19 protein-coding genes are annotated in these 22,387 nt (G+C 73.5%); 12 read left to right on the top strand and 7 right to left on the bottom strand.

Annotated features, from left to right (window positions below):
- The first annotated feature begins 66 nt into the window (after positions 1-66).
- The gene (locus ACU6P3_RS31515) at positions 67-1,053 is read left to right on the top strand and encodes a DMT family transporter (protein WP_447195190.1); all 987 of its coding nucleotides are present in this window, start codon (positions 67-69) and stop codon (positions 1,051-1,053) included.
- Positions 1,054-1,208: 155 nt separating this feature from the next.
- Here the strand turns inward: ACU6P3_RS31515 and ACU6P3_RS31510 are convergent, their stop codons facing one another.
- The gene (locus ACU6P3_RS31510; protein WP_447195189.1) at positions 1,209-1,703 is read right to left on the bottom strand and encodes a DUF5954 family protein; all 495 of its coding nucleotides are present in this window, start codon (positions 1,701-1,703) and stop codon (positions 1,209-1,211) included.
- Positions 1,704-1,777: 74 nt separating this feature from the next.
- Entirely contained in the window at positions 1,778-3,109 is a 1,332-nt protein-coding gene (locus tag ACU6P3_RS31505; RefSeq protein ID WP_447198147.1) for an FAD-binding protein, read from the bottom strand.
- Between the two features lie 352 nt (positions 3,110-3,461).
- On the opposite strand from ACU6P3_RS31505, the gene ACU6P3_RS31500 reads away from it, so the two are divergent.
- Positions 3,462-4,145 carry a YoaK family protein gene (locus ACU6P3_RS31500; RefSeq protein ID WP_447195188.1) on the top strand — a complete coding sequence of 228 codons (684 nt, stop codon included), beginning with the start codon at positions 3,462-3,464 and terminating at the stop codon, positions 4,143-4,145.
- A 137-nt stretch (positions 4,146-4,282) separates the two neighbouring features.
- Here the strand turns inward: ACU6P3_RS31500 and ACU6P3_RS31495 are convergent, their stop codons facing one another.
- Positions 4,283-4,852: an NUDIX hydrolase gene (locus ACU6P3_RS31495; protein ID WP_447195187.1), complete on the bottom strand. Its 570-nt coding sequence runs from the start codon at positions 4,850-4,852 to the stop codon at positions 4,283-4,285.
- A gap of 276 nt (positions 4,853-5,128) precedes the next feature.
- Here ACU6P3_RS31495 and ACU6P3_RS31490 point away from each other — a divergent pair, with 276 nt between their 5' ends.
- The 3 genes from ACU6P3_RS31490 (at position 5,129) to ACU6P3_RS31480 (ending at position 7,911) form a co-directional block, all read left to right on the top strand.
- Entirely contained in the window at positions 5,129-5,926 is a 798-nt protein-coding gene (locus ACU6P3_RS31490; RefSeq protein WP_447195186.1) for a sulfite exporter TauE/SafE family protein, read from the top strand.
- Positions 5,927-5,991: 65 nt separating this feature from the next.
- The gene (locus ACU6P3_RS31485; protein ID WP_447195185.1) at positions 5,992-7,143 is read left to right on the top strand and encodes an ABC-2 transporter permease; all 1,152 of its coding nucleotides are present in this window, start codon (positions 5,992-5,994) and stop codon (positions 7,141-7,143) included.
- A 222-nt stretch (positions 7,144-7,365) separates the two neighbouring features.
- Positions 7,366-7,911, top strand: coding sequence for a DUF4232 domain-containing protein (locus ACU6P3_RS31480; protein WP_447195184.1), 546 nt, complete (start codon positions 7,366-7,368; stop codon positions 7,909-7,911).
- 27 nt (positions 7,912-7,938) lie between these two features.
- On the opposite strand, the gene ACU6P3_RS31475 is transcribed toward ACU6P3_RS31480, so the two are convergent.
- Positions 7,939-8,235 carry a UBP-type zinc finger domain-containing protein gene (locus tag ACU6P3_RS31475; RefSeq protein WP_447195183.1) on the bottom strand — a complete coding sequence of 99 codons (297 nt, stop codon included), beginning with the start codon at positions 8,233-8,235 and terminating at the stop codon, positions 7,939-7,941.
- Positions 8,236-8,458: 223 nt separating this feature from the next.
- Between ACU6P3_RS31475 and ACU6P3_RS31470 the strand changes: the two genes are divergently transcribed.
- Positions 8,459-9,415, top strand: a complete 957-nt coding sequence (locus ACU6P3_RS31470) for a hypothetical protein (protein ID WP_447195182.1) — start codon at positions 8,459-8,461, stop codon at positions 9,413-9,415.
- Positions 9,416-9,532: 117 nt separating this feature from the next.
- On the opposite strand, the gene ACU6P3_RS31465 is transcribed toward ACU6P3_RS31470, so the two are convergent.
- The gene (locus ACU6P3_RS31465) at positions 9,533-9,919 is read right to left on the bottom strand and encodes a MerR family transcriptional regulator (protein WP_030740152.1); all 387 of its coding nucleotides are present in this window, start codon (positions 9,917-9,919) and stop codon (positions 9,533-9,535) included.
- 396 nt (positions 9,920-10,315) lie between these two features.
- Between ACU6P3_RS31465 and ACU6P3_RS31460 the strand changes: the two genes are divergently transcribed.
- Positions 10,316-12,064: a PHP domain-containing protein gene (locus ACU6P3_RS31460; RefSeq protein WP_447195181.1), complete on the top strand. Its 1,749-nt coding sequence runs from the start codon at positions 10,316-10,318 to the stop codon at positions 12,062-12,064.
- Positions 12,065-12,185: 121 nt separating this feature from the next.
- The gene (locus tag ACU6P3_RS31455; RefSeq protein WP_447195180.1) at positions 12,186-12,677 is read left to right on the top strand and encodes a hypothetical protein; all 492 of its coding nucleotides are present in this window, start codon (positions 12,186-12,188) and stop codon (positions 12,675-12,677) included.
- Between the two features lie 149 nt (positions 12,678-12,826).
- Here ACU6P3_RS31455 and ACU6P3_RS31450 read toward each other — a convergent pair whose 3' ends face one another.
- The gene (locus ACU6P3_RS31450) at positions 12,827-14,071 is read right to left on the bottom strand and encodes a family 16 glycosylhydrolase (protein WP_447198146.1); all 1,245 of its coding nucleotides are present in this window, start codon (positions 14,069-14,071) and stop codon (positions 12,827-12,829) included.
- A 384-nt stretch (positions 14,072-14,455) separates the two neighbouring features.
- On the opposite strand from ACU6P3_RS31450, the gene ACU6P3_RS31445 reads away from it, so the two are divergent.
- Positions 14,456-15,286: an endonuclease I family protein gene (locus ACU6P3_RS31445; RefSeq protein WP_447195179.1), complete on the top strand. Its 831-nt coding sequence runs from the start codon at positions 14,456-14,458 to the stop codon at positions 15,284-15,286.
- A 205-nt stretch (positions 15,287-15,491) separates the two neighbouring features.
- Positions 15,492-16,952, top strand: a complete 1,461-nt coding sequence (locus tag ACU6P3_RS31440) for a PP2C family protein-serine/threonine phosphatase (RefSeq protein ID WP_447195178.1) — start codon at positions 15,492-15,494, stop codon at positions 16,950-16,952.
- A 152-nt stretch (positions 16,953-17,104) separates the two neighbouring features.
- On the opposite strand, the gene ACU6P3_RS31435 is transcribed toward ACU6P3_RS31440, so the two are convergent.
- The gene (locus ACU6P3_RS31435) at positions 17,105-18,598 is read right to left on the bottom strand and encodes a DNA-binding protein NsdB (protein ID WP_447195177.1); all 1,494 of its coding nucleotides are present in this window, start codon (positions 18,596-18,598) and stop codon (positions 17,105-17,107) included.
- Positions 18,599-18,831: 233 nt separating this feature from the next.
- On the opposite strand from ACU6P3_RS31435, the gene ACU6P3_RS31430 reads away from it, so the two are divergent.
- Both ACU6P3_RS31430 and ACU6P3_RS31425 read left to right on the top strand, forming a co-directional pair.
- Complete coding sequence (locus ACU6P3_RS31430) at positions 18,832-19,953, top strand: aminoglycoside phosphotransferase family protein (RefSeq protein WP_447195176.1); 1,122 nt, start codon at positions 18,832-18,834, stop codon at positions 19,951-19,953.
- A 370-nt stretch (positions 19,954-20,323) separates the two neighbouring features.
- A complete protein-coding gene (locus ACU6P3_RS31425) occupies positions 20,324-22,285 on the top strand; it encodes an N-acetylmuramoyl-L-alanine amidase (protein ID WP_447195175.1) in 1,962 nt (653 codons plus the stop codon).
- The last annotated feature ends 102 nt before the right edge of the window (positions 22,286-22,387 follow it).

Here is a 22,387-nt window from a genome sequence, read left to right as displayed (position 1 = left end):
GAGGGCATTGTGGCGCGCGCACCAGCGTTCAAGACCCGGACGGCATCCGGCGGTCAGAGTCGGGGCATGTCCGGAACGAGAAGTTCGAACAACCCGTATCTGCTGCTGACGGTGACCATGGTGCTGTGGGGCAGTGCCTTCGCCAGTTCCAAGTCGGTGGTGGAGCACGTCCCCTACACGGTGGCCGCGCTGCTGCGCTTCGGCGGCGCGGCGCTCGCCCTGCTGATGGTGGTCCTCCTGATGGGCGGCCGGCGGACGAAGGTGCCGCGACGGGCGGCCACGCGGGCGGCCCTGGCCGGCGTTCTGGGAGTGTTCGCCTACAACACCGCGTTCTTCTGGGGGCTTTCCCTCGCGCCGTCCTTGGACGCGGGTCTGCTCATCCCGGTGATGAGTCCGGTGCTCACCAGCCTGTTCCTGTTGCTGACGGGGCGGGAGCGGGCGTCCGCCGCGCGGCTGACGGGCCTGGCGCTGGGACTGGCAGGTGCCGTGATCTTCTTTCTGGGAGCGGGCGGCGGCGCGGGCGGCGGCATGACGCGGCTCGCCGGGGACGCGTTGTTCCTCCTCAGCGCGGTGTGCTGGGCCGCGTACACGCTCGCCGGACCACGCGTCCTGGCCGGTGTGGACCCGCTGCGGGCCACCACTCTCGCCACCTGCGCCGGCGCGGTGCTGCTGGGTGTGACGGCCCTGCCCGACATCCCCGGCATCCGGTGGGCGGACCTGCCGACCGGGCTCTGGCTGAACGTGGCCTATCTCGCGCTCGGGGCCGCCGCCGTCGCCAACCTCCTGTACTACCGCGGAGTGGGCGCCGTCGGCCCGGCGTCGGCGTCCTTGATGATGTTCGCGGTGCCGGTCGTCAACACCGTGTGCGCCACCCTGTTCCTCGGCGAATCCTTCACGCCGACGCAGGCGGTGGGCGCGGCCGTGCTCCTGTCGGGGGCCGTCCTGGCCGCGACCCGGGGGCGGCTGCCGCGCCGTGGCGGCACCGCGCGGCCGGCGGCGGGGCCCGCGCGGCCGGACGCCACCGGGGCCGAGGAGGACGCCGAACAGCGGTGACCGCCGGCCCTCCACCGCCGCCGGTCACCGGTCCTCCGCCTGGGTCGCGTCCGGCCGGCTCGTGTCCGGCCGGTCCCGGTGTCCCCGCGGGTCCGCGGGGACCGGTCGGCCCAGCCCGGCGACCGTGCTCGGCATCGCCGACGGGATCCGCGCCGTCAGTCCTCCAGCGGCCGGCCCGGTCCCCTCGGCCCGGGGCGTTCGTCCAGCATCTCGGGGAACTCCCGGTCGCCGGGGAGCGGCGTCTGCGGGCCGTGGTCGGTCATGATGACGGTCTGCTCCACCCGCACCAGGCGGTAGACGTCGTCACCGATGATCACCTGGTCCTCGCCGTCCACGACCGCCTCGGCCGCCCGGGCGAACCGCGGCCCCAGCTCACCGCCGTCCGCCGCCCGTACCCGCAGTACGTCCCGGAGGTCCAGCCGGGCCTCCTCCTCGGCCGGGAGTGCCGGGAAGAGCTGCCGCCAGCCCTCGTCCTCGTGGACCATCGCGGCGTACGCCGTGTAGTGCGAGATCGCCGTGCGCTCCCACACGGGGCCGTTCACAGGGAACTCGCGGCGCAGCGCCTCCTCCCGTTCGCCCAGCTCCAGCAGGCGCCGGGCCGCCGCCTCGTCGAATACGTCGTCCGCTGCCTCTTCCGAGTTCGTGCTCACAGGGGCAGACTGCCTCATTCCCACCCTCCGCGAGGGTGGGACAGGAGGATGGGACCCGGCAGATCCGGCCAAGTTCAGCGGAGTCGGCGCTCGGGCCCGCCGCCGACGGCACTGCCGCCGCCGCTGCCGCCGCGTCCGCCGGGGAAATACCGGTCCAGCCACGCGTTCCGGAACACCCCCCGGGGGTCCCGTCGGGCCGTGAGCGCCTCGAAGTCCGCGTAGCGCTCGTAGAGTTCCCCGAGCCGGTCGGCTCCCATGGCGAACAGCTTCCCCCAGTGCGGCCGGACCCGGAACGGCGCCAGCGCCTCCTCGATGACCGCCAGCACCGGTGTCACGGCGGCGGTGTCCGGGATCCAGGTGAAGTGGAAGGCGACGGTGTCGCGCCCGTACGCGGGGCTCAGCCACAGTCCGTCGGCCGCGATCGTCCGGATCTCGCCGACCTGGAGGACCGGCGCGATCCGGTCACCGATCCGGGTCAGCGCGTCGAGGGCGGCGGGGCCGTCCTCGCGGGCGACGAAGTACTCGCTCTGCAGTTCGTCGCCGTTGCTGGGGGTGTACTCGGCGCGGAAGTGCGGCAGCCGCTCGTACCACGGCCCCGTGACGCCGGCCTGCTGGGTGCAGGTCCCGGCGTCCATGCCGGGCACCGGGTGCCGGGGACCGTCCGCGAGCACGGCGCCGTGCCAGGTCTCCGGTACGGGGTGGAGGCCGCCGTCGTCGGCCCGCCGCTTCAGCCAGACCTGCTCGATCCGGTCGCTGTGGAAGTCGGTGAACAGGCTCACGCTGTAGGCGGCGGCCATCAGCTCGTCGAACCGCTCGCGCAGCCGCCCGTACGGCAGCCCCTCGTACACCCACTGCCGGATCTCGTAGGCCGGCACGAGGTCGAGTGTCAGACGCGTGACGACACCGACGGCGCCGAAGGCCGTCACCGAGCCCGCGAAGTCCTCGTCGCCGCGCTCCAGCCGGCGCAGTTCGCCGTCCGCCGTGACCAGTTCGAGGGCACGCACCGCCGAGGCCAGGGTGCCGTTGCCGGTGCCCGAGCCGTGGGTCCCGGTGGCGCAGGCGCCGGCGACCGAGATGTGCGGGAGCGATCCGAGGTTGTGCAGGGCGAGCCCGGCCCGGTGGACGGCACCGGTGAACTCCGCGAAGCGCAGGCCCGCGCCCACGGTGACCGTGCGGGCCGCCTCGTCCACCTCCACGACTGCGGGCAGCCCGGCCACGGAGACCAGATCGCCGTGGGTGTCGGCGATGGTGTTGAACGAGTGCCCGCTGCCGAGGACGCGCACCGCGTCGCTCCCGGCGACGATGTCCTGGAGCTCCGCCACGGACGTGGGGGCGTGCACGCGCGCCGCGTTGAAGGTGATGTTGCCGGCCCAGTTGCGCGCGACCGGAGCGGCCGCCTCCGGTATCTGGCCGACGGGGACTTCGGGACGTCCGGGCGTCTGGGGCACGGAGTTCTCCTTCGCTGAGTTTCCTGAAGTGACCGGGCCGGTCCGTTCGGATGTTGTTCTTCATACCTCATGACCGGGGGTGCCTCAGGGACGGGAGCATGCCTGGGGCGGGGCCGTGCCACGGTCGGACCGCACCGCCGCGCGGTGCGGCCGGAACCGCCTCGCTCCACGTGGTGAGATGGGGACGGGCCGGGTGAGGCGACGTCAGGGCTCCTGGGCGCGCCCCGGAGTGTGAGCGCGGCCCTGGTGGGGAACGCGCGCCCGGAGCCGGCCGGCGGCCGGCGAACCCCGAGAAAGGACGGTGGGGCCCGTGTCCGAGGACCTTCCCGTGGCGCGGCGCTGGGCCGTGGGGGCGCTCCTCGTCATGACGTTCTCGACCGGCCTGGTGGACGCGGTGAGCTTCCTGCGGCTCGGGCACGTGTTCGTCGCCAACATGACGGGCAATGTCGTCTTCCTCGGCCTCTCCGTCGTTCCGGAGTACGGCCTGCCGGTGGTGGCGCCCCTGGTGGCCATGGCGGCCTTCGTCCTGGGCGCGTTCCTCGGCGGGCAGCTCAGCAGGTTCCTCGGCCATCGGCCCCGGCGCTGGCTCGGCGGGGCGTTCGCCGGTCAGGCCGCCCTGCTGGCCCTGACCGCCGTGCTGGTCGGCACGGGTGTGCTCCGGGTCGGCGGGCGGCCCGCGCTGACGGTCATCGGCCTGCTCGGCTTCTGCTTCGGCCTGCAGAACGCGACCGTACGGCTGCTGGCGCCCAGGGACCTGACGACGACCGTGCTCACCCAGACCCTCACGGCGCTCACCGCGCAGAGTGTCCTCGGGGCCGGCACCGGAAGCCTGCCCCGGCGCAAGGTGGCCTCGCTGCTGGCCATGTGCGCCGGAGCGGCCGTGGGCGCGTTGCTGCTCCAGGTGACGACGACGGGGGTGATCGGGCTGGCGGCCGTGCTGGTCGCGTGCGCGGCGGGCCTGTTCCTGCTGGCGCCGGGGCCTCCACCGGGGTGAGACCGGAAGCGGTGCGGACCCTGTCGTCGCGTACGGGGGACCGACCGACGGGCCCGCACAGTCGGCGTCGGTGCGCCGCTGGGGGCCCTGCGCTCCGTACGCGCCGGCCGTCGCCGACGCTCCCACCGCCGACCGCGTCAGTCGGCCGGTGCCGCCGCGAGCAGCCGCTCCACGCGCCACAACGCCTCGCGGACGTTGTCCTCGGCGGTCGCCTCCCGCGCCTCGGGGAAGGTCATCCAGCGCAACGGGGCGTCGGGCTTCTCCGGGCGCGCGGCGTCCGGCGTGCCCGTCGCCAGGACGAAGCGCAGGTCGGCGTGTTCGTGCGCGGGCTCCCCGCCACCGGCGGGGACCGGCACGATCACCACCTGCACGAGGGAGGCGTCCGGGTAGGGCACCAGGTCGTCGAGCCCGGTCTCCTCGTGCGCCTCCCGCCGCACGACACCGAGCGGGTCCGTCTCCCCCGGGTCGCCGTGGCCCCCGACATGGAGCCAGGTCCCCATGCGCGCGTGCCGGCGCATCAGGACCCGTCCGCTCTCCGGGTGCACGATCAGCGCGGAGGCCGTCACGTGCAACGGGTGCGACCGCAGCCAGGGGTCCCCGACGCGCCGCGCGAGCCGCAGGGCCCGGTCGAGGTCCGCGGCCTCGGCGGGGTCTCGCGCGCGGTATCGGGACAGCGCGTCGACGATCGTCGGGCCGGCGGTCCGCATGGTTCGCTCCTTCGCCTCGTGCACCAGGTCGCACGGTTCGCCGCGCCACCGGGAGGGAGGTTACGAACCCTGGCGGGCGTCTGTCCTCCGACTTTCCGGAGGCCCGCGTTCTGGCCGGGGCTCCCACGGCCCCGCGGGCACTGCCGGGCTCGGGGGCCGCCACGATACCGCGGGTTCCGCCCGCGCCTCCGGCGCCGGGAGCGGCGTCCGGCGTCTCCCGGCGAGGAGTACCCGCCCGGAGCCCCCCGATTGGTTGGGCATACCATCGGTTGTCGCATGGACATCACATGGTGGGGATTCGCCGCGCTCGCCGCGGCAGCGACGCTGGTCGGCTTCTCGAAGACCGCGGTGAGCGGGGCGAACACGGTCAGCCTCGCGGTGTTCGCGGCCGTGCTGCCGGCCCGGGAGTCGACGGGCGTCCTGCTGCCCGTCCTGATCGTGGGCGATGTGCTCGCCGTGATCGCCTACCGGCGTCATGCCCACTGGCCGACGCTGTGGCGGCTGTTCCCCGCGGTCGCCGGCGGCGTGCTGCTCGGTACGGGCTTTCTGTACGTGGCCGGCGACGACGCGGTGCGCACCTCGATCGGCGCGATCCTGTTGCTGATGGCCGGGGTGACGGTGTGGCGGCGGCGCGCCGCGCGGAACGAGGCGAAGGCCGCCGCCACCGACCCGGATGACACGGCGGAGGCGACCGACCCCGGCGGACCGGCCACGCGCGCCGGCCGGCTGAAGGCCCGTTCGTACGGTGTGCTCGGCGGGTTCACCACCATGGTCGCCAACGCCGGCGGGCCGGTGATGTCGCTCTACCTGCTCTCGGCCGGCTTCCGCAAGCTCGGTTTCCTGGGCACCTCGGCCTGGTTCTTCCTGATCGTCAACACCTCCAAGGTGCCTTTCAGTGTGGGGCTGGGCCTGATCGACGCCCGGTCCCTGCTGCTGGACGCCGCGCTGGTGCTCTTCGTGATCCCCGGCGCCCTCCTCGGCAAGGCGTGCGTGGACCGGATCGACCAACGCCTCTTCGAGCGGCTGGTGATCGGGGCGACCGTTCTCGGCGGTCTGCAGCTGTTGCTGCGCTGACACCCGGTCAGTCGCTGAGTGACCCCCGCGCCGCACACCCGATATACGTGGTTTACGGTGCTTTTATGGACGCGGATCAGGAACGGCCCCCTTCCTCCGGCGCGCACGCCCACCGTCCGGCCCCGGCCGACAGATGGGCCGCGTTCACCGCCTCCCCCTTCCTGCCGGCCGTCGTCCTGATGTTCATCCTCGCGGCGGCGGCCGGGTTGTTCGCCGGTTCGTACACGTACAACATGGCCAACCCCACCCCCCGGCGCATCCCGGCCGCGGCGGTCGGCTCCACCGCCACCCCCCAGGCCCGGGCCTTCGTGGCGGGCATGGAGAAGGGGCTCAACGCCTCGCTCGAACTGCACCGCTACCCGAGTGGCGCGGCGGCGCGGCGCGCGGTGGAACAGCAGGAGGAGTTCGCGGTCCTGACGTTCCGCTCGGGGCGGGTGGACGTCGGCCTGGTCGGCGCGGCCGGCGCGTCCGTGGCGCAGTTGATCGGCCAGACGGCCGCCTCGGTGGCGAAGGCCACGAGGGTGCCCGTCACGATCCGGGACATCAAGCCGTTGCAGAAGGGAGATCCCCGCGGGCTCGCCCTCTTCTACATCTCGCTCGCGGCCGTGATCATCGGCTTTGTCGGCGCCATTCAGCTGAGCGTGCACGCGAAGGAGCTCAATCCGGGCGAACGCATCGCCTGCACGGTCGCGTACGCGCTGTTCGGGGCCTTCGCCATCGCCGCCGTGGTGGACTGGGGGCTCGACGCCCTCCGGCTGCCGTTCGTGGAGTCATGGCTGATCCTGGCGTTCACCATGTTCACCACCGGCATGGTGTTCACGATGTTCAACGCCCTGATCGGACGGTGGGCGATGCTGCCGACCTGGGGGCTGATGGTGCTGCTGGGCAATCCGTCCTCGGGCGGGGCCGTCTCCTGGCCGCTGCTGCCGTCCCTGCTGGGCCACATCGGCCGCTGGCTGCCGCCGGGCGCGTCGGTCAACGCCCAGCACACGGCCGTGTACTTCGGCGACGCGCAGCACGCGTTCCCCTTCATCGTGCTCGCGGGCTGGGCGTCGGTGTCGACCGGGGTGTTCTGGATCTGGCGGCACCGTCATCCCGGCGGCCGTGACGTGACACCGGCGCACGCCGCGCCCAGAGGCGTGACGGGCGGGGGCGAAGTGGGCGGCACGGGCAGGAGGAACGGGGCCGGAGGGCCCGCGGACGGCGCGGCGGGGTGAGGCGCCGCCGCCTCCTCGGCCAGGTGGCGCCGCCGAGGAGGCGGCGGCGGATGCGACGAAGGAGGCGGCCCGTACAACCACCAGGTCCTTCCGTGTGTCTTTCCCTGCGAGTGGCACGGGCCTGCCTCGGCCGGCCGTACGCGACACGTACGCGCGCCGCCGACCACGTCGCCGACCGCTTCACCCACCGCTTCACCGACCGACCGAAACGGGGAATCGTCCATGCGCACGCGTATCCGTCCCGCCCTCACCGCCTCGTCGGCGGCCGCCCTGGCCGTACTGCTGGCCACGGCCGGCGCCCCGGGCGCCCTCGCCGCCACGGGCGCCGGCGCCGCGCCGTCGGCCGTCCCCACCTGCCGGGAGAGCTCTGTGTCGATGGCCGCGTCGCTGTCCGGCCGGGAGGACCTGCTCCGTATCCGCGTCACCAACACGGGTGTCCGCCCCTGCGCCGTGGACCGCGTTCCCACCATCACTTTCGGAGACCTGGACGGGGCGGCGCGCCCCGTACCGCCGGTGTCGAGCGCGCCGTACCGGCTCGCCGCCGGGGCGACCGCCTACGCGGCGGTCCGTACGGTGCATCCGGAGGCCGACGAGACCCGCGACGTCGCCGACCTCGCCGTCGCGGCCGACCCGTCGCACCGGGGCACGCGGTTCACCGGGGCGGCGCTGGGGCAGCCCGACGGCATGCGCGTGTGGGACCCGGTCACCACTCAGTGGCACTCCAGCCGTGAAGGGGCCGACGCGGCACTCGCCGCCGCCGGTTACTGATCCCGGCCGTCCGCCGGGCGGCCCCGGTCACCGGGGCCGCTCGGGGGGCACCCCTTCGACCTCGAAGACGACCTCGTCCTCGTAGCACCACCACCAGCCCTCGCCGGGCTCGTAGGAACGGATGAGCGGGTGCCCCGTCGCCCCGTAGTGGGCCGTCGCGTGCTTGTTCTTGGACGAGTCGCAGCAGCCGATGTGCCCGCAGGTCTGGCACTCGCGCAGGTGCACCCAGGTGTCCCCCAGCGCCACACACTCCGGGCAGCTGTCCTGGCTGTCCGGAGTCACCTGCTCGACATCCGCCAGGTGACTGCAGATCAACCCGGTCATGGGCACTTCGTCCTTCGCCATGTCGCCGCCGCCCGTCCGACCGCACCGGTCCTGTCGAGTCAGTCGCCCTCTCACCGTACGACCGCGCCTCCGGCACCGCCAGCAGAGCGCGAGCCGAACGGGTGAGCGACTGGACGGGGGAGCCTTGACAGTCTCTTCACAAGGGAGAACCCTGGGCATTCGACGCAAAGCCTGGCGTCGGCGGGGGATCGGGGGCAGCAGGGTGAGAAGAGCGTGTGCGCGTACGTCCGGGAAGGTCACCGCGCTGGGGGCCGCCGCGGTGCTCGTACTGTCCCTCGCGGCGTGCGACGCGGCGGGTACCGAGGGCGACGGGACGGGCGACGCGTCGTCCGCCTCGTCCTCGCCCTCGCCGAGCCCGACGCCGACTGTCGACCCCGCCGCCTACCGGCAGGCGCTCGACACGGCGCTGAGCCCGCTCGACAGCTCCCTGCGCGCGGTGGACCGGGCGCGTGAGGGCGGCGCGCTGAACGAGGCGCTCGGCCGGGCCTCCGCCGCGGCCACGGACGCCGCCACCGCGCTGGAGACGGCCCGGACCCCCGATGACGCGGTGGTCGAGAACACCGGCCTCGCCTCGTCCCTGCGCGACCTGAGCCGGAGCCTGGACGACGCGCGGGCCGACCGCGGCCGCTGCGCCACCTCACCGCGCGTCGAGCTGGGCGGGGCCGGGAGCCTGACGAGCGTGCGGGACGTCGGCGCCCGGCTCGAGACACTGGGCTACCCCGTCCACCTCACACTCCCCCGCACCGAGAAGCCGAAGCACCGCAGGCTCGGCAACGGGACCATGGTCAAGGACAGCCGGCGGAGCGGCCTGGGCAGGCTCACCATCGACAACGGCACCTCGTCGGACGCCGTGGTGTCGCTGACGCGCGGGAAGAAGCCCGCCTTCACCGTGTACGTCCGCAAGGGCACGAGTGCCACGGTGCGCCGGGTCGAGGACGGCTCGTACACGGTGTACTTCACCTCGGGCGAGGACTGGAACGCGGCGAAGAAGTCCTTCACGCGGGAGTGCAGCTTCCAGAAGTTCGACGACGAGGCGGGGTTCAGGACCGTCTCGGTCACCGGCGGCACGCAGTACACCGTCCTGACCTTCTCGCTGGCCAAGACCGTCGGTGGCAACGCCACGACGACCGAGGTACCGGCGGACGAGTTCCCCTCCTGAGGACGGCGGCCCCGACGGGCGGCTCCCCCGGCACGAAGGGGCGGCCCGACGCGAAGGGGCGCCCGACGCTTCACACGCGGACGGGTCCGGTCGTCCGCGTACCCGCGAACGGGGTCGTCAGCCGCGGCCCCGCGCGACCAGCTCGCGCAGTGTGGCGGTGAACTCCTCGGTACGCCGCAGCTGGTCCCGCAGGTCCGCGATCCGGTCCGCCATCGCCTGTTCGAACGCGCCGACGCGGGCCAGCGCCTCGGCGCGTTCGGCCGCGGGCACCGGCCGACGGCCCTCGAGCCGTTCGGTCGCGGCGAGCAGTTCGCGCATCGCCTCCGGGGTGAACCCGAGCGGCAGCATGCGCCGGATCAGCAGGAGCCGGGCCACGTCCGACTCGGTGTAGAGGCGGAATCCGCCCTGGGAGCGTGCGGAGGGGGCGACGAGCCCGGTCTCCTCGTACTGCCGGATGGTGCGCAGCGGGAGGTCGGTGCGTGCGGCCACCTCGGCGAGGCGCATGCTGCGTTCGTAGTTCACGTCGGGACCCCGACCTTTCCGCTCCGTGTGCGATCCGTTCCGTCCCCCAGACGTTTACGGGAGGGGCACCCACAGCCGGGGGCGCCACGCCGTGCCGGTGCCGAAAAGCCGTTCGCCCGAGGCCCGGCCGGGTGGGCGGCGCCGTGCCCGCGCGCTCGCACCGCGGGGCCCGCCGGCACGGCGCGCCGGGGCGACACCGTGCGTCCGGTGACACCGACACCGCACGCCGACACCGCGACCGGCCCCCGGCGTACGGGCCACTCGGCGTGCGTCGGTACCGCAGCGCACACGAGCCGTACGGCGGCCCGTCACCGCACCGTCACCCGCTCGCCCCAGCATGTGTCCCGCTGTCACCACAGGCATCGGCGAGGAGCAGGCATGGGCCACGGCCATCACCACCCGCACGACCACCAGCACGACCACTCGCACGGCACGCCGTCCGCTGAAGGGCCGCTGCCCCCGGCGCTCGACGTCGACGTGCCGGACAGCGAACTGTCACCCTCTCAGCTGTCCCGCCGCTCGATGCTGCGCCGGGCCGGTCTGCTCGGCGCCGGTCTCGCCGGCGCGGGCGTCCTCGGCGGCACGACCCCGGCCGCCGCGCTGCCGAACGCCACGAACGGCCCCCAGGGCTCCGACGCCCGGACCCGGGGCGGCGGACACGGCGGCAGCGGCAACGGTTTCCTCTGGCTGGCCGGCGACCACCACATCCACACGCAGTACAGCAGTGACGGCAAGTACCGCGTCATCGACCAGGTGCGGCAGGGCGCCCGGCACGGTCTCGACTGGATGGTCATCACCGACCACGGCAGCGCCACCCACGCCAGAATCGGTGTCGACAAGGTCAACCCCGACATCAAGGACGCCCGCGCGGCCCACCGGGACCAGCTCGTCTTCCAGGGCCTGGAGTGGAACATCCCGGGCGCCGAGCACGCCACCGTGTTCGTACACCCCGGCCGCGACGAGGTGGAGGTGCTGAAGCGGTTCGAGACCGACTACGACGGCAGCCTGCACCCGAGCCCGTCCCCTTCCGTCAACGAGGCACTGGCCGTCTCGGGCCTGCGCTTCCTCGCGGAGCAGGTCCGCCGCCGCAAGGTCGACGACGCCCTGATGCTCGCCAACCACCCGGCCCGGCAGGGCATCGACTCGCCCCACGAGATCCGCGACTGGCGCGACGCCACCTCGGCCGCCCACCCGATCGCCGTCGGCATGGAGGGCGCGCCGGGCCACCAGGCGGCCGGCCTGCCGAGTCCGAAGGGCCCGGGCGGGGTGCGCGGTCTGTACGGGAACGGCCCCGGCGCCAACTCCTTCCCCGGTTACCCCGCCGAGAGCTACCGGACCTGGGGCGGCTTCGACTGGATGACCGCGACCGTCGGCGGCCTGTGGGACAGCCTCCTGGCCGAGGGCAAGCCCTGGTGGATCACCGCCAACTCCGACTCGCACCAGGTCTACGCCGAGCCGTCCGTGCGCGGGCAGGACGACGACTTCGCGGGCCACGGCAAGCATGCCGACCCCGTCTACGGCAGCGGCCTCGACCTCACGCAGAACGACTACTGGCCGGGCCACTACAGCCGTACGCACGTGGGCGCCGCGCGGTTCTCGTACGCGGCCGTCATGGACGGCATGCGCGCGGGCCGGATCTGGGTCGACCACGGCGGTCTGATCAGCGGCCTGGACGCCCGCCTCAAGGGCGGCGGACGCTGGGCGACCCTGGGTGGCGCCCTGCACGTCAAGCGAGGTACGGACGTCGAGCTGAGCATCGAGATCGCGCTGGCGAACGGCCCCAACTGGGCGCAGTTCGTCCCCACGCTGGCCCGGGTCGACGTGATCCGGGGCCAGGTGACCGGCCCGGTCGCGGACCGGGACACCTTCACCGCGCCGACGGCCAAGGTCGCCACGTCCTTCGAGGTCGGCAAGTCCACGGGCACCGTGCGGCTGACGTACCGGCTGGGCCGGATAGCGGAGCCCCAGTACGTACGGCTGCGCGGCACGGACGGCAAGCGCACGGCGGTCGGCCTGCGGGGCGCGGCGGTGGACCCGGCGGGTCCCGCGGGCGACGTCAGGGGCGACGCCGACCCGTGGCAGGACCTGTGGTTCTACTCCAACCCGATCTGGGTGCTCCCGGCCTGACCGGCCGGCTCGCGCGGCCCCGCCCTGTCCGACCCCTGCGGCAGACTTGGGGGCGCGCGGCCGGGCGACAGGGCGCGCGGCGCCGGGGCGGCCGGCGGCGGAAGGCGGGCGGGGAGACGGCATGGCGGACGGCGGGGGAACCGGGCACCGGGGCGGCTTCGAGGCGGCCACCGGGGACGGTCCGGTGCCCGGCCGGACGCCCGGGGAACGGGCGGCGGAGGTGCGTGTCGCGTTCGAGGGCCTGGTGCAGATCCGCCGGCTGACCCACACCGGCGCCGGTGACCCGGCGTCCGTTCCGGCGCCGTGGGAGCGGCAGCGGCCGGTGCGGGCCGTCGCGCTCGTGCTGGAGGCGGCGGGCCTGGTGCCCTCGGCGGTGGACGCCGAGGGGCGGCGGACCGCCACGGGGTACCGCGTGAGCGCCGGTGAACGGCCCGCGAGCGTACGGGTGGAGTGGCTCGGCCCGCCGGGCGGCGGCGCCGCGGCCGACGAGGAGCGGGCCCTCGGCGAGTGCGCGGCGGCGCTGGCGCCGCTGGGCTGGGAGGCGTTGCTCTACCGGGGCCCGCGCCGCCGGCGCTTCCTGGAGGCGGAGCCGGAGCGCGAAGCCCGGCGTTAGGTCCGTCTTCGAGAGAGGCCCCTGCCCGGCACGCCTCCCGCCGCGCGCCCTCGCCCACCGGGAGGCGGAAGCGGCGAGGGCGGGGCGGGAGGGGACACGGAGGACACCCGGGGCGCGGAAAGGCCCGCGGCCCCGTGCCGACGGCGTCGTCAGCCGTTGAACGTCCACTTCTGGTTCGGCGTACCGGCGCAGGTCCAGATCTGCAGCCGGGTGCCGTCCGCGGAGCTGTTCCCGGTCGCGTCCACGCACTTGTCGGCCTTGATGTTCACGATGTCGCGGGCCGCTGGCAGCGCCCATCTCTGGCTGGCCGCTCCGACACAGTCCCACAGGTGGAGCTGCGCGCCGTCGCCGGTGCCTCCGTCCCGCACGTCCAGGCACTTCCCGAGCGCCCGGAGCGTTCCGTCGGACGCCGCGGTCCACCGCTGGGCGGCGTTGCCGTTGCAGTCGTGGAGCTGGATGGGCGTGCCGTTGGCGGTGCCGGCGCCCGCGACGTCCACGCACTTGCCGCCGATTCCGGTGATGGTGCCGGTCCTGCCGCCGGTGCCGCCGTCGAGCGTGCTGACGCGCACGTAGTCGACGACGAGTTGGTTCGGGAAGCTGGTGCTGCCGTCGGGGTCGCCGGGCCAGTAGCCGCCGACGGCGAGGTTCAGGATGAGGAAGAAGGGCTTGTTGAACACCCAGCCGCGGCCGCCGAGATCGGCCGGGGTGCGCCGCTGGTAGACATTGCCGTCGACGGACCAGGTGATGGCCTCGGGCGACCAGTCGATCGCGAAGGTGTGGAAGGCGTCGGCGAACGCCTGGCCGCCGGGCAGCGTGTAGCCGGCGCCGATGCCGCCCGAGCCGGAGTAGCCGGGGCCGTGGATGGTCCCGTGAACGGTGCCGGGTTCGAAGCCGACGTTCTCCATGATGTCGATCTCGCCGCTGTTCGGCCAGCCGACCTGGCCGATGTCGCTGCCGAGCATCCAGAACGCGGGCCACATGCCCTGACCGCGCGGAACCTTCATCCGGGCCTCGACATGACCGTAGGTCGAGGTGAACTTGCCGGAGGTGTTGAGCCGCGCGGAGGTGTACTCGCACCGGCCGTACCAGCACTGGTAGTTGCCGGGGTTCTCCTTGCGCGCGGTGATGACCAGGTTGCCCCGGCCGTCGAGAGCGGCGTTGCTGTTGCCCGCCGTGTAGTACTGCCGCTCGTGGTTGTTGACGTTGTCGCCGGTCTCGATCTGCCACTTGCCCCCGTCGACGGCGGCCCCGGCCGGGCCGTCGAAGTCGTCGGAGAACGTGATCGCGGCGGCGGCCGGCGCCGCGGCGCTCCGCGCCTCGGGGCCGGGCGCCGCCACGGCCGGCGCGGCCACCGCGCCGGAACAGCACACCAGGGCGAGGGCGCACAGGGCCATTCTTCGGCCGAGGGACACCAGGGACGTTCGCACGGGTCATCACATCACTTCAGTGGGGGGGCATGCGCATGACACACAGCTTGACGGTCGTTCGGGTGCCTCGATTTAAGACAGGGCGGGGGCGACCGTCAAGGAGCTGGTATGGACCAAAGATGGCCGACCGCGCCCCTCAAGACACCCCGGACGGACTCGAAACGTGAGCAAACGGGCGCCACTTCGGCGAGCCGATTCGCGATTGACCTGCACATGATCAACACATCTCGTTCACACGGCGCCGTGCCGCGTGTGGAAGGCTCCCGCTGAACCGTTTCCTCACTCCCCGACCGCCTCGTCACCCCCGACCGCGCGCCCTGGCGGTCCCCACGGAGAGGACCCGCTTCCGCCATGCCCGTTCGCCGACGTCCCGCCCACCGCGCGCTGCTCGCCCTCTGCGCCACCGCCGCCACGCTCGCCACGACCGTGGCCGCGGCGCCCTCCTCCGACACGCGCACCGCGGAGGCGGTGGCGGCCGCGCCGGACGACGCCGCGTACGACGACACGTACTACGAGGGCGCGCTCGGCAAGTCCGGCGGCGCGCTCAAGGCCGCTCTGCACACGATCGTCAAGGACCAGACCAAACTCTCCTACTCGCAGGTGTGGAACGCCCTCAAGGACACCGACGAGGACCCCGGCAACGCCTCGAACGTCATCCTGCTCTACTCGGGCCAGTCCCGGTCCAAGTCCGCGAACGGCGGCAACACGGGCGACTGGAACCGCGAGCACGTCTGGGCCAAGTCCCACGGCGACTTCGGCACGGCGACCGGCCCGGGCACCGACCTGCACCATCTGCGCCCCGAGGACGTCGGCGTCAACTCCGCCCGGGGCAACAAGGACTTCGACAACGGCGGCAGCCCGGTCTCCGGCGCCCCCGGCAGCTTCACGGACTCCGACTCCTTCGAGCCGCGGGACGCGGTGAAGGGCGATGTCGCGCGGATGATCCTCTACATGGCCGTACGGTACGAGGGCGGCGACTCCTTCGCCGACCTGGAGCCCAACGAACGGGTCAACAACGGCTCCGGCCCGGCGATGGGCAAGCTGTCCGTACTCAAGCGGTGGAACGACGAGGACCCGCCGGACTCCTTCGAGCGTCGCCGCAACGAGATCATATTCGAGAAGTACCAGCACAACCGCAATCCGTTCGTCGACCACCCCGAGTGGGTCGAGTCCATCTGGTGACGCCGCACCAACCTCCGACCGGAACCCCGAGGGGGCAGAACTCGTCATTCCGGTGCGGTTGACGGCGCACGGCCTGTGGCATATGACACAAGCACCACCGGATCGAGTGTTGCCAAACTCCTTACGGCCCGCGTGTGCTTGTGCAACAGTCGGAACGGTCCATCACCCGGACAACGACAGTGCCGCGCCCCTATCGGAGTTCGAGATGCCGTCCCCCCTGTTCGCGGACCGTCCCGCCCCGCGTCCCCACGAGCGGGACACGGTCGAAGCGCTGATCACGCAGACCCGCCGCCTGCGGGGTGACGTGGACGCCGTGCGCCGGGACACCGCGGCCGACGAGGACGACGCGCTGTGGCGCTGGCAGCGCGCGCTCTGCGATCTGGCGGTGCACCAACTGGACGACCTGGGCGCACAGTTGGACCAGCTGAAGGCCGGACGCCCGGACGGCACCGGCGTCGGCTCCGGACCCGTCGCCGACGCGCGGGGACCACAGGCGGCTCCCCCCGCCCATGGCCGGCCGCGTCCCGCGGCCCCCGGTGCCGCGCCGCCCGGGCGGGTCGGCAGCGCCGAGTGGAACCTGCTCACGGACGAGGTGAGCTGGTCGGACGAGCTGTACGCGATCTTCGGACGGCCGCCCGGGAGCGGGCCGTTGACCCTGGACGAACTCCCGTCCCTGGTCCACCCCGACGACCAGCCGCTGCTCACCCAGATCGTCACCGACTGTCTGATCGACGGCAAACCCATCGACGGCGAGTTCCGCGTCGTCAGGCCGGACGGCCTGATCCGTACGGTGCACATGCGGGGCGAGCCGGTCCTCGACCCCGGGGGCTGCACCGCCTCGATGTGGGCGGTGCTCCGGGACATCAGCGAACTGCGGCAGGGCGAGCGGCTGGTGCGCGAGACCCGCGACCGGCTGCGGCAGGAGGAACAGCTGGCCCGGACCGAGCACCGGATCGCGACCGAGGTACAGGAGGCCGTCCTGCCCTCCTGGCGGGGTTCGGCGCAGCTTCCGCGCGGCGGCCCGGCCGTGCTGGACCTGGCCGCGCGCCAGCTGCCCGCGGCCTGCCCCACGGCGGTCGGAAGCGACTGGTACGACGCGCTCGAACTGCCCGGCGGCGACACCCTGCTCACCGTCGGCGAACTGACCGGACAGGGGGTGGCCACGGCCTCGTCCATGGCGATGCTGCTGGGCGCGCTGCGGGGCATGGCGGTGGCGGGCATCGAGCCGGGGGCCCTGCTCGGCCATCTCGGCCAGCTGATCGACAGGGCGGAGCGGCCCGTGCTGGGCGGTGTCCTCTGTTCCCGCTTCCACCCCCCGACAGCCACGTTCTCCTGGGCGCAGGCGGGCCACCCCGCCCCGCTGCTGTTCCGCGACGGGACGGGGTGTGCGCTGACCCCGGCGGACGGCGTGCTGCTGGGGGCGACCTCGGGGGCCGTCTACGAGCAGGCCGAGATCCGGCTGCTCCCCGGTGACCTGCTCGTGCTGCACACCGACGGACTCACGTGCGAGGGTGACGCGGCGGGCCGGGACCGGCTGCTGGCGCTGGCGTCCCACCTGGCCGAGGTCTCCACGGCACAGGAGGGTGCGGCGGTGGTCGCCGGGGCGTTCGCCGGAGCCGAACGCCTGGACGGCGCCAGTGTGATGGTCGCCAGGCTCCGCGGCTGACCCCGCGCCCGCCGGTCACGGCCGGACAGCCGGCAGGACCCGTCGACGACCGTTGCCGCATGCCGTCGTCACGCCCCGGCGCGGCGAGCACGAGCGCGACCGCCCGCGAGGACCGAGATGGAACGGCACCGCCGCTCCGGACGCCCGCGCGCTCAGGCGTCGGTGAGCCCCGGCTTCCTCACCGGGGCGCTCGGCAGGGCCTGTTCGATCTCCTCGCGCAGGTCCCGGATCTTTTCATGGGCCGCGTACCGGCCGGTCAGCCGGTACATCTCGCGCAGCCGGTGCCAAGTGCGGTGCGAGGAGGTCTCCCCCATCGACACCAGCGCCAGTCTCGCGTACCGGTCGGCCTGTTCGGGGTCGTCCGCGATGAAGCAGGCGGCCGCCATCGAGATGTAGTCGAAGATCTTGGACCGCTGGCGGCCGCCGACCCGCAGCTCCAGCGCCTTCCTGGCGTGCCACTGCGCCGTCGCCGCCGCCGAGGGTTCGTGGTCGGCGAGGGTGCGGAACGCCAGCGCCTCCATTCCGTACAGATCGGCCTCGTCGAACATCTGCATCCAGCAGGGCGGCGGCACGTCCCCCTTGTCCGAGGCGAACAGTTCCTCCGCCTCCCCGAGGGCCCGGCGCATCGCCTGGCCGCGTCCCCTGGAGGCCTCGGCCCATGCCTCGATCGTGCGGAGCATGGCCCGGGTACGCGGCAGGGTCTGGTCGCCGGAGCCCGACTCGGCCAGCTTCATCAGGTCGAGCGCCTCGTCGGGCCGGCCGAGGTGGATCATCTGGCGGGCCGCTCTGGACAGCGCCTCGCCCGCGCGCGGTCGGTCCCCGCCCTCGCGTGCCGCGTGCGTGGCGATGATGAAGTACTTCTGGGCGGTCGGTTCCAGGCCGATGTCGTGGGACATCCAGCCGGCCAGGACGGCGAGGTTGGCGGCGACGCCCCACAGGCGCCGCTGGAGATGGTCGGGGTGGCGGTAGGCGAGCATGCCGCCCACCTCGTTGAGCTGGCCCACCACGGCCTTGCGCTGGAGTCCGCCGCCCCGCGCGGCGTCCCAGGCGCGGAACACCTCGACGGAGTGCTCGAGGGCCTCGATCTCCTGCGAGCCGATGGGGGCGGCCTCGTACCGGTCGGACCCGGCGAGTTCGGCGTGCAGGGGGTCGTCGAGCCGGGGGGCGTCGGAGGACAGTACGGGGTCGGAGTGCAGCCAGTCGTGCATGGCAGTGGTGAGTGCTGATCCCGCGGTGAGCGCTGCACCCGCGCCCACCAAGCCGCGTCGGTTGAGCATGAGGTCCATTCCCGTGAATTCGGTGAGGACCGCCGCCGTGCGGTCGGGAGCCCACGGGAGGGCGTCGGGGTTGTCGGTCTTCCCGGCGTCCCGTCGTCTCCCCGCGCGCCCGCTCCGTACGAACCCGAGGTCCTCGATGGTCACGACACGGCCGAGCCGCTCGGTGAACAGGGCCACCAGCACACGCGGCACCGGATCGCGCGGGGTCTCCCCCATGTCGATCCAACGCCGCACCCGCGAGGTGTCGGTGGCCAGCTGAGGGTGGCCCATGGCCGCCGCCTGCCGGTTCACCAGCCGCGCGAGTTCGCCCTTGGACCAGCCGGCCAGGCCGAACAGATCCGACAGACGGGTGTTGGGTTCTCCGCTCACGTCAAGCCCCCAGGTTCTCGGCTGCCTCGACAGTAGCCCCCGGTCAGGGGGCGGGCGACTATTCGCCAGGGTTTCGCCAGGGTCCGCCAGATGGTGTGCCACCCGCGCGCGGGTGTGGAGTAGGAACGCGTCACCCCGGCCCGGCAGCCGGACCGTACTCCCCAGGGTGCTGGGGCCGCCGGGCCGGGTGACGCCGTCAACTCGTCGGCGCGCGAAGGGATCTGTTTCGCCTCATGTACACAGCATCGGCCTCCGTGTCCGCCCCGCCCCGGTCGCCGCGCACCGCCGCCCCGAGCAGCGGTCCGTATCTCGACCCCCACCACGCAGGCCGGAACCGGCGTTGGGCGGGCGCTGTCACCCAACCCCCCAGCGGGAGAATCGACGTGTCGGGGCCCCAGGGCGCGCAGTTGCGGATGGCGATCGCCTCGGTGCACCGGATCTGTCCGGAGTTCAAACCGGCGCAGGTGCTGCGCCGGAGCGGCCGCTCGGTCCTGCTGGTGGGGACGGCGGGGCGCACCACCGCGGTCGCCAAGTGTCTGCTGGACCACTCGCCGGTGTGGACGGAGCGGTTCCGGCACGAAATAGCGTCGTACCGCGCCTTCGTCCGGCACCGCCCGCCGGTTCGGGCGCCCCGGCTGATCGCGGCGGACCCGGAGAACTGCGTCCTCGTGATCGAACGGATGCCGGGGCGGGCCGCTGCCCTGGCCCGCCATCCGGCCGAGGCCCCGCCCCGCGCCGACATCCGGACGGCGGTGGGCGCGGTCCACCGGCTCAATTCGTGGCGCCCGCCGGCCGGTATGTTCGGCGCGCCCCTCGACTACGCGCCCAGGATCGCCCGTTACCACGAGCTGGGCCTGTTCACGGACCGGGACCTGGGCGACCTTCAGAAACTGCTGCACGGCCTCGCGATCGGCAAGCAGGGCATGAGCCAGTTCTGTCACGGGGACGCTCTGCTGTCCAACATCCTGCTCTCGCCGGCGGGCCCGGTGCTCGTCGACTGGGAGCACGCCGGCTGGTACCTGCCGGGTTACGACCTGGCCACGCTGTGGGCGGTGTTGGGGGACGCGCCCGCGGAGCGGAAGCGGATCAGCCGGCTCGCGCAGGACCCGGGACCGGCCGCCCGGGACGCGTTCCTGGTCAATCTGATGCTGGTGTTGACCCGGGAGATCCGGATGTACGAGACGGCGGTGCAGCGCGCGCTGCGGGAGACGGCGGCTCCCGGTGCGGCTCCGGCGTCCGTGCAGGCCCGGACAGGTCCGCCGGCGGGCGAGGAGCAGCGGCTGCTGCTGCGACGGCTGCACGACGACTGCGCGATGGCGCGTCGAGCGGTGCGGGCGGCGGTCGGCACCCGCTGACGGCTGGGACGCGGGCCCGCTACCCGGAGGCCGACGGATGACGGCGACGGCGACGGCGACGGCGACGGCGACGGCGGAGTGACCGGTATCCGGTCATTGGTTCACTCCTCCGACGCCCCGCAGGCCCGCGCGCCGCCGTGGCGGAAACGCCCTTAAGCGGCCGCCCCTCACCTCTCCCACAGATGCGTTGACGTGCGAAGTCCTTCCTGTGGCGCCTCATTGACGGATCGTCCGGGACCCGGTACGTCTGTACTCCAGCCGACCCGGCAGGTCCGTCGCGCAGCACTCGTCACCGGAGGCCGCATTGCACGGTTCCCCCTCTCCTCGCCCGAGAACTTCCCGCAGACGTGTGCTGGGCGCGGGCGGTGTCATGGCGTCCGTCGCCCTGCTGCTGCCTCTCGTCTCGGCCGGGCCCTCGGCCACCGCCGAGCGGCCGGACAGCGGCACACTGCAACAGGAGTTCACCGCCGCCGCCGAGCGCCATCGGGTGCCTTCGAGCGTGCTGCTCGGTGTCTCGTATCTCCAGTCCCGCTGGGACGCCCACCCTGGCGCCCCCAGCGTCAGCGGCGGCTACGGGCCGATGCATCTGACCGACGCGCGCACCGCGCTCGCCGAGGCGCCGCACCACGCGGACGGCACGGAGGACGCCCGCGGTGACACCTCCCGGCCGCCGAAGACCGGGGAAGAGGCCGGGAAACGCGCCGTCCGGGCCGCCGCTCCGCCCACCGGGAACACATTTCCCGCACGACTGCGCACCCTGGACCGCGCGGCCGCACTCACCGGGCTGCCCGCCCGCGCGTTGCGCGAGAACCCCGCCGCGAACATCGAGGGCGGCGCCGCGCTGCTGGCCTCGGCACAGCGTGAACTGAAGCGGCCGCCGAGCCCGGATCCCGCCGACTGGTACGCGGCGGTCGCCCGGTTCTCCGGAGCCGACGACGCCGCCACCGCCACGGCCTACGCCGACGATGTCTACGCGGTGATCAGGAAGGGCGAGCGGCGGACGACGGACAGCGGACAGCGCGTGGCGCTGCGCGCGGAGCCGGGCGTCGCGCCGGACCGCGCGGAGGTCGCACGGCTCGGCCTGCGCCGGACCGCGGGTTCGGGTCCGGGTTCGACGGAGTGCCCGCGTACCGTCGCCTGCGAGTGGGTCCCGGCACCGTACGAGGAATTCGGGGACGGCGACTACGGCAACCACGACAAGGCGGACCGGCCGGCGTCCCAGTCCGTCCGCTACATCGTCATCCACGACACCGAGGGCTCCTGGGACACCACCCTCAAGCTGATCAAGGACCCGACGTATGTGTCGTGGCACTACACGCTGCGCTCCTCCGACGGGCACATCGCCCAGCACGTGGCCGGCCAGGACGTGGCCTGGCACGCCGGGAACTGGTACGTCAACTCCAAGTCCATCGGGCTCGAACACGAGGGGTTCCTCGCCGCGCCCGACGCCTGGTACACGGAGGCGATGTACCGCACCTCCGCCCGGCTGGTGAGGTACCTGGCGCAGCGGTACGGCATCCCGCTCGACCGGCGCCACATCATCGGCCACGACAATGTGCCGGGCACGACCGCCGCGTCGATCCCCGGGATGCACACCGACCCGGGCCCGTACTGGGACTGGGCGCACTACTTCGAGCTGCTCGGCAAGCCGTTCGAGGCACCCGGGCACGCGGGGCCCCGGAAGGCGGCCCCGGCGGTGGTGACGATCCGGCCCGACTACCCGGCGCACAAGCCTCCGTACACGGGCTGCGAGAAGGCGGGCCAGGCGTGTGCTCCGCACGGCTCGGGAGCGGTACGGCTGCACACCGCGCCGGACGAGAGCGCGCCGCTGGTGAAGGACATCGGCCTGCGGCCCGGCGGCGGGGATTCCACGGCCGACGTCAACGACCTGGGGGCGCGTGCCTCGACCGGTCAGAGCTACGCGGTCGCCGGCCGTCGAGACGACTGGACGGCGATCTGGTACCTGGGGCAGAAGGCGTGGTTCCACGATCCGCGCTCGGCTCCCACGGCGGTGGCCTCGCGGGCGCGGGTGCTGACGCCGAAGGCGGGGCTCGCGGAGGTGCCGGTGTACGGGCGCGCGTACCCGGAGGCGGCCGCGTACCCGCCGGACGTACCGGTGCAGACGGTCTCGCCCCTCCCCTACAAGCTGCTCGCCGGGCAGCGGTACGTGGTCGGTGACCGGGGGCCGGGCGAGTACCTGTACGCGCCGACCTTCGACATCGCGCGGCACCGGGTGGTGCGGGGCGAGGAGCTCTACTACGAGATCCAGTTCGGGCACCGGATCGCCTATGTGAAGGCCGCCGACGTGGAGGTGCGGTCGGCGGGCCGCTGAGAGAACGGCGGCCCTCGCGGGGGCCGGGTGTCGCCGGGCACGGGGGACCCGACGACTCCCGGCGGGGCCCGCGGGCCGGCCCGACGGCCAAGGTCCGGGGCA

Source organism: Streptomyces hebeiensis (genome assembly GCF_052983195.1).
This window is presented reverse-complemented; position numbering and strand designations above follow the sequence as displayed.

Bases quoted from the DNA above. Each gene is read 5' to 3' on its own strand.
- ACU6P3_RS31515 (WP_447195190.1), top strand. From the start codon at position 67: ATGTCCGGAACGAGAAGTTCGAACAACCCGTATCTGCTGCTGACGGTG.
- ACU6P3_RS31495 (WP_447195187.1), bottom strand. From the start codon at position 4,852: ATGCGGACCGCCGGCCCGACGATCGTCGACGCGCTGTCCCGATACCGC.
- ACU6P3_RS31490 (WP_447195186.1), top strand. From the start codon at position 5,129: ATGGACATCACATGGTGGGGATTCGCCGCGCTCGCCGCGGCAGCGACG.
- ACU6P3_RS31485 (WP_447195185.1), top strand. From the start codon at position 5,992: ATGGACGCGGATCAGGAACGGCCCCCTTCCTCCGGCGCGCACGCCCAC.
- ACU6P3_RS31480 (WP_447195184.1), top strand. From the start codon at position 7,366: ATGCGCACGCGTATCCGTCCCGCCCTCACCGCCTCGTCGGCGGCCGCC.
- ACU6P3_RS31475 (WP_447195183.1), bottom strand. From the start codon at position 8,235: ATGACCGGGTTGATCTGCAGTCACCTGGCGGATGTCGAGCAGGTGACT.
- ACU6P3_RS31465 (WP_030740152.1), bottom strand. From the start codon at position 9,919: ATGCGCCTCGCCGAGGTGGCCGCACGCACCGACCTCCCGCTGCGCACC.
- ACU6P3_RS31460 (WP_447195181.1), top strand. From the start codon at position 10,316: ATGGGCCACGGCCATCACCACCCGCACGACCACCAGCACGACCACTCG.
- ACU6P3_RS31455 (WP_447195180.1), top strand. From the start codon at position 12,186: ATGGCGGACGGCGGGGGAACCGGGCACCGGGGCGGCTTCGAGGCGGCC.
- ACU6P3_RS31450 (WP_447198146.1), bottom strand. From the start codon at position 14,071: ATGGCCCTGTGCGCCCTCGCCCTGGTGTGCTGTTCCGGCGCGGTGGCC.
- ACU6P3_RS31445 (WP_447195179.1), top strand. From the start codon at position 14,456: ATGCCCGTTCGCCGACGTCCCGCCCACCGCGCGCTGCTCGCCCTCTGC.
- ACU6P3_RS31440 (WP_447195178.1), top strand. From the start codon at position 15,492: ATGCCGTCCCCCCTGTTCGCGGACCGTCCCGCCCCGCGTCCCCACGAG.
- ACU6P3_RS31430 (WP_447195176.1), top strand. From the start codon at position 18,832: ATGTACACAGCATCGGCCTCCGTGTCCGCCCCGCCCCGGTCGCCGCGC.
- ACU6P3_RS31425 (WP_447195175.1), top strand. From the start codon at position 20,324: ATGGCGTCCGTCGCCCTGCTGCTGCCTCTCGTCTCGGCCGGGCCCTCG.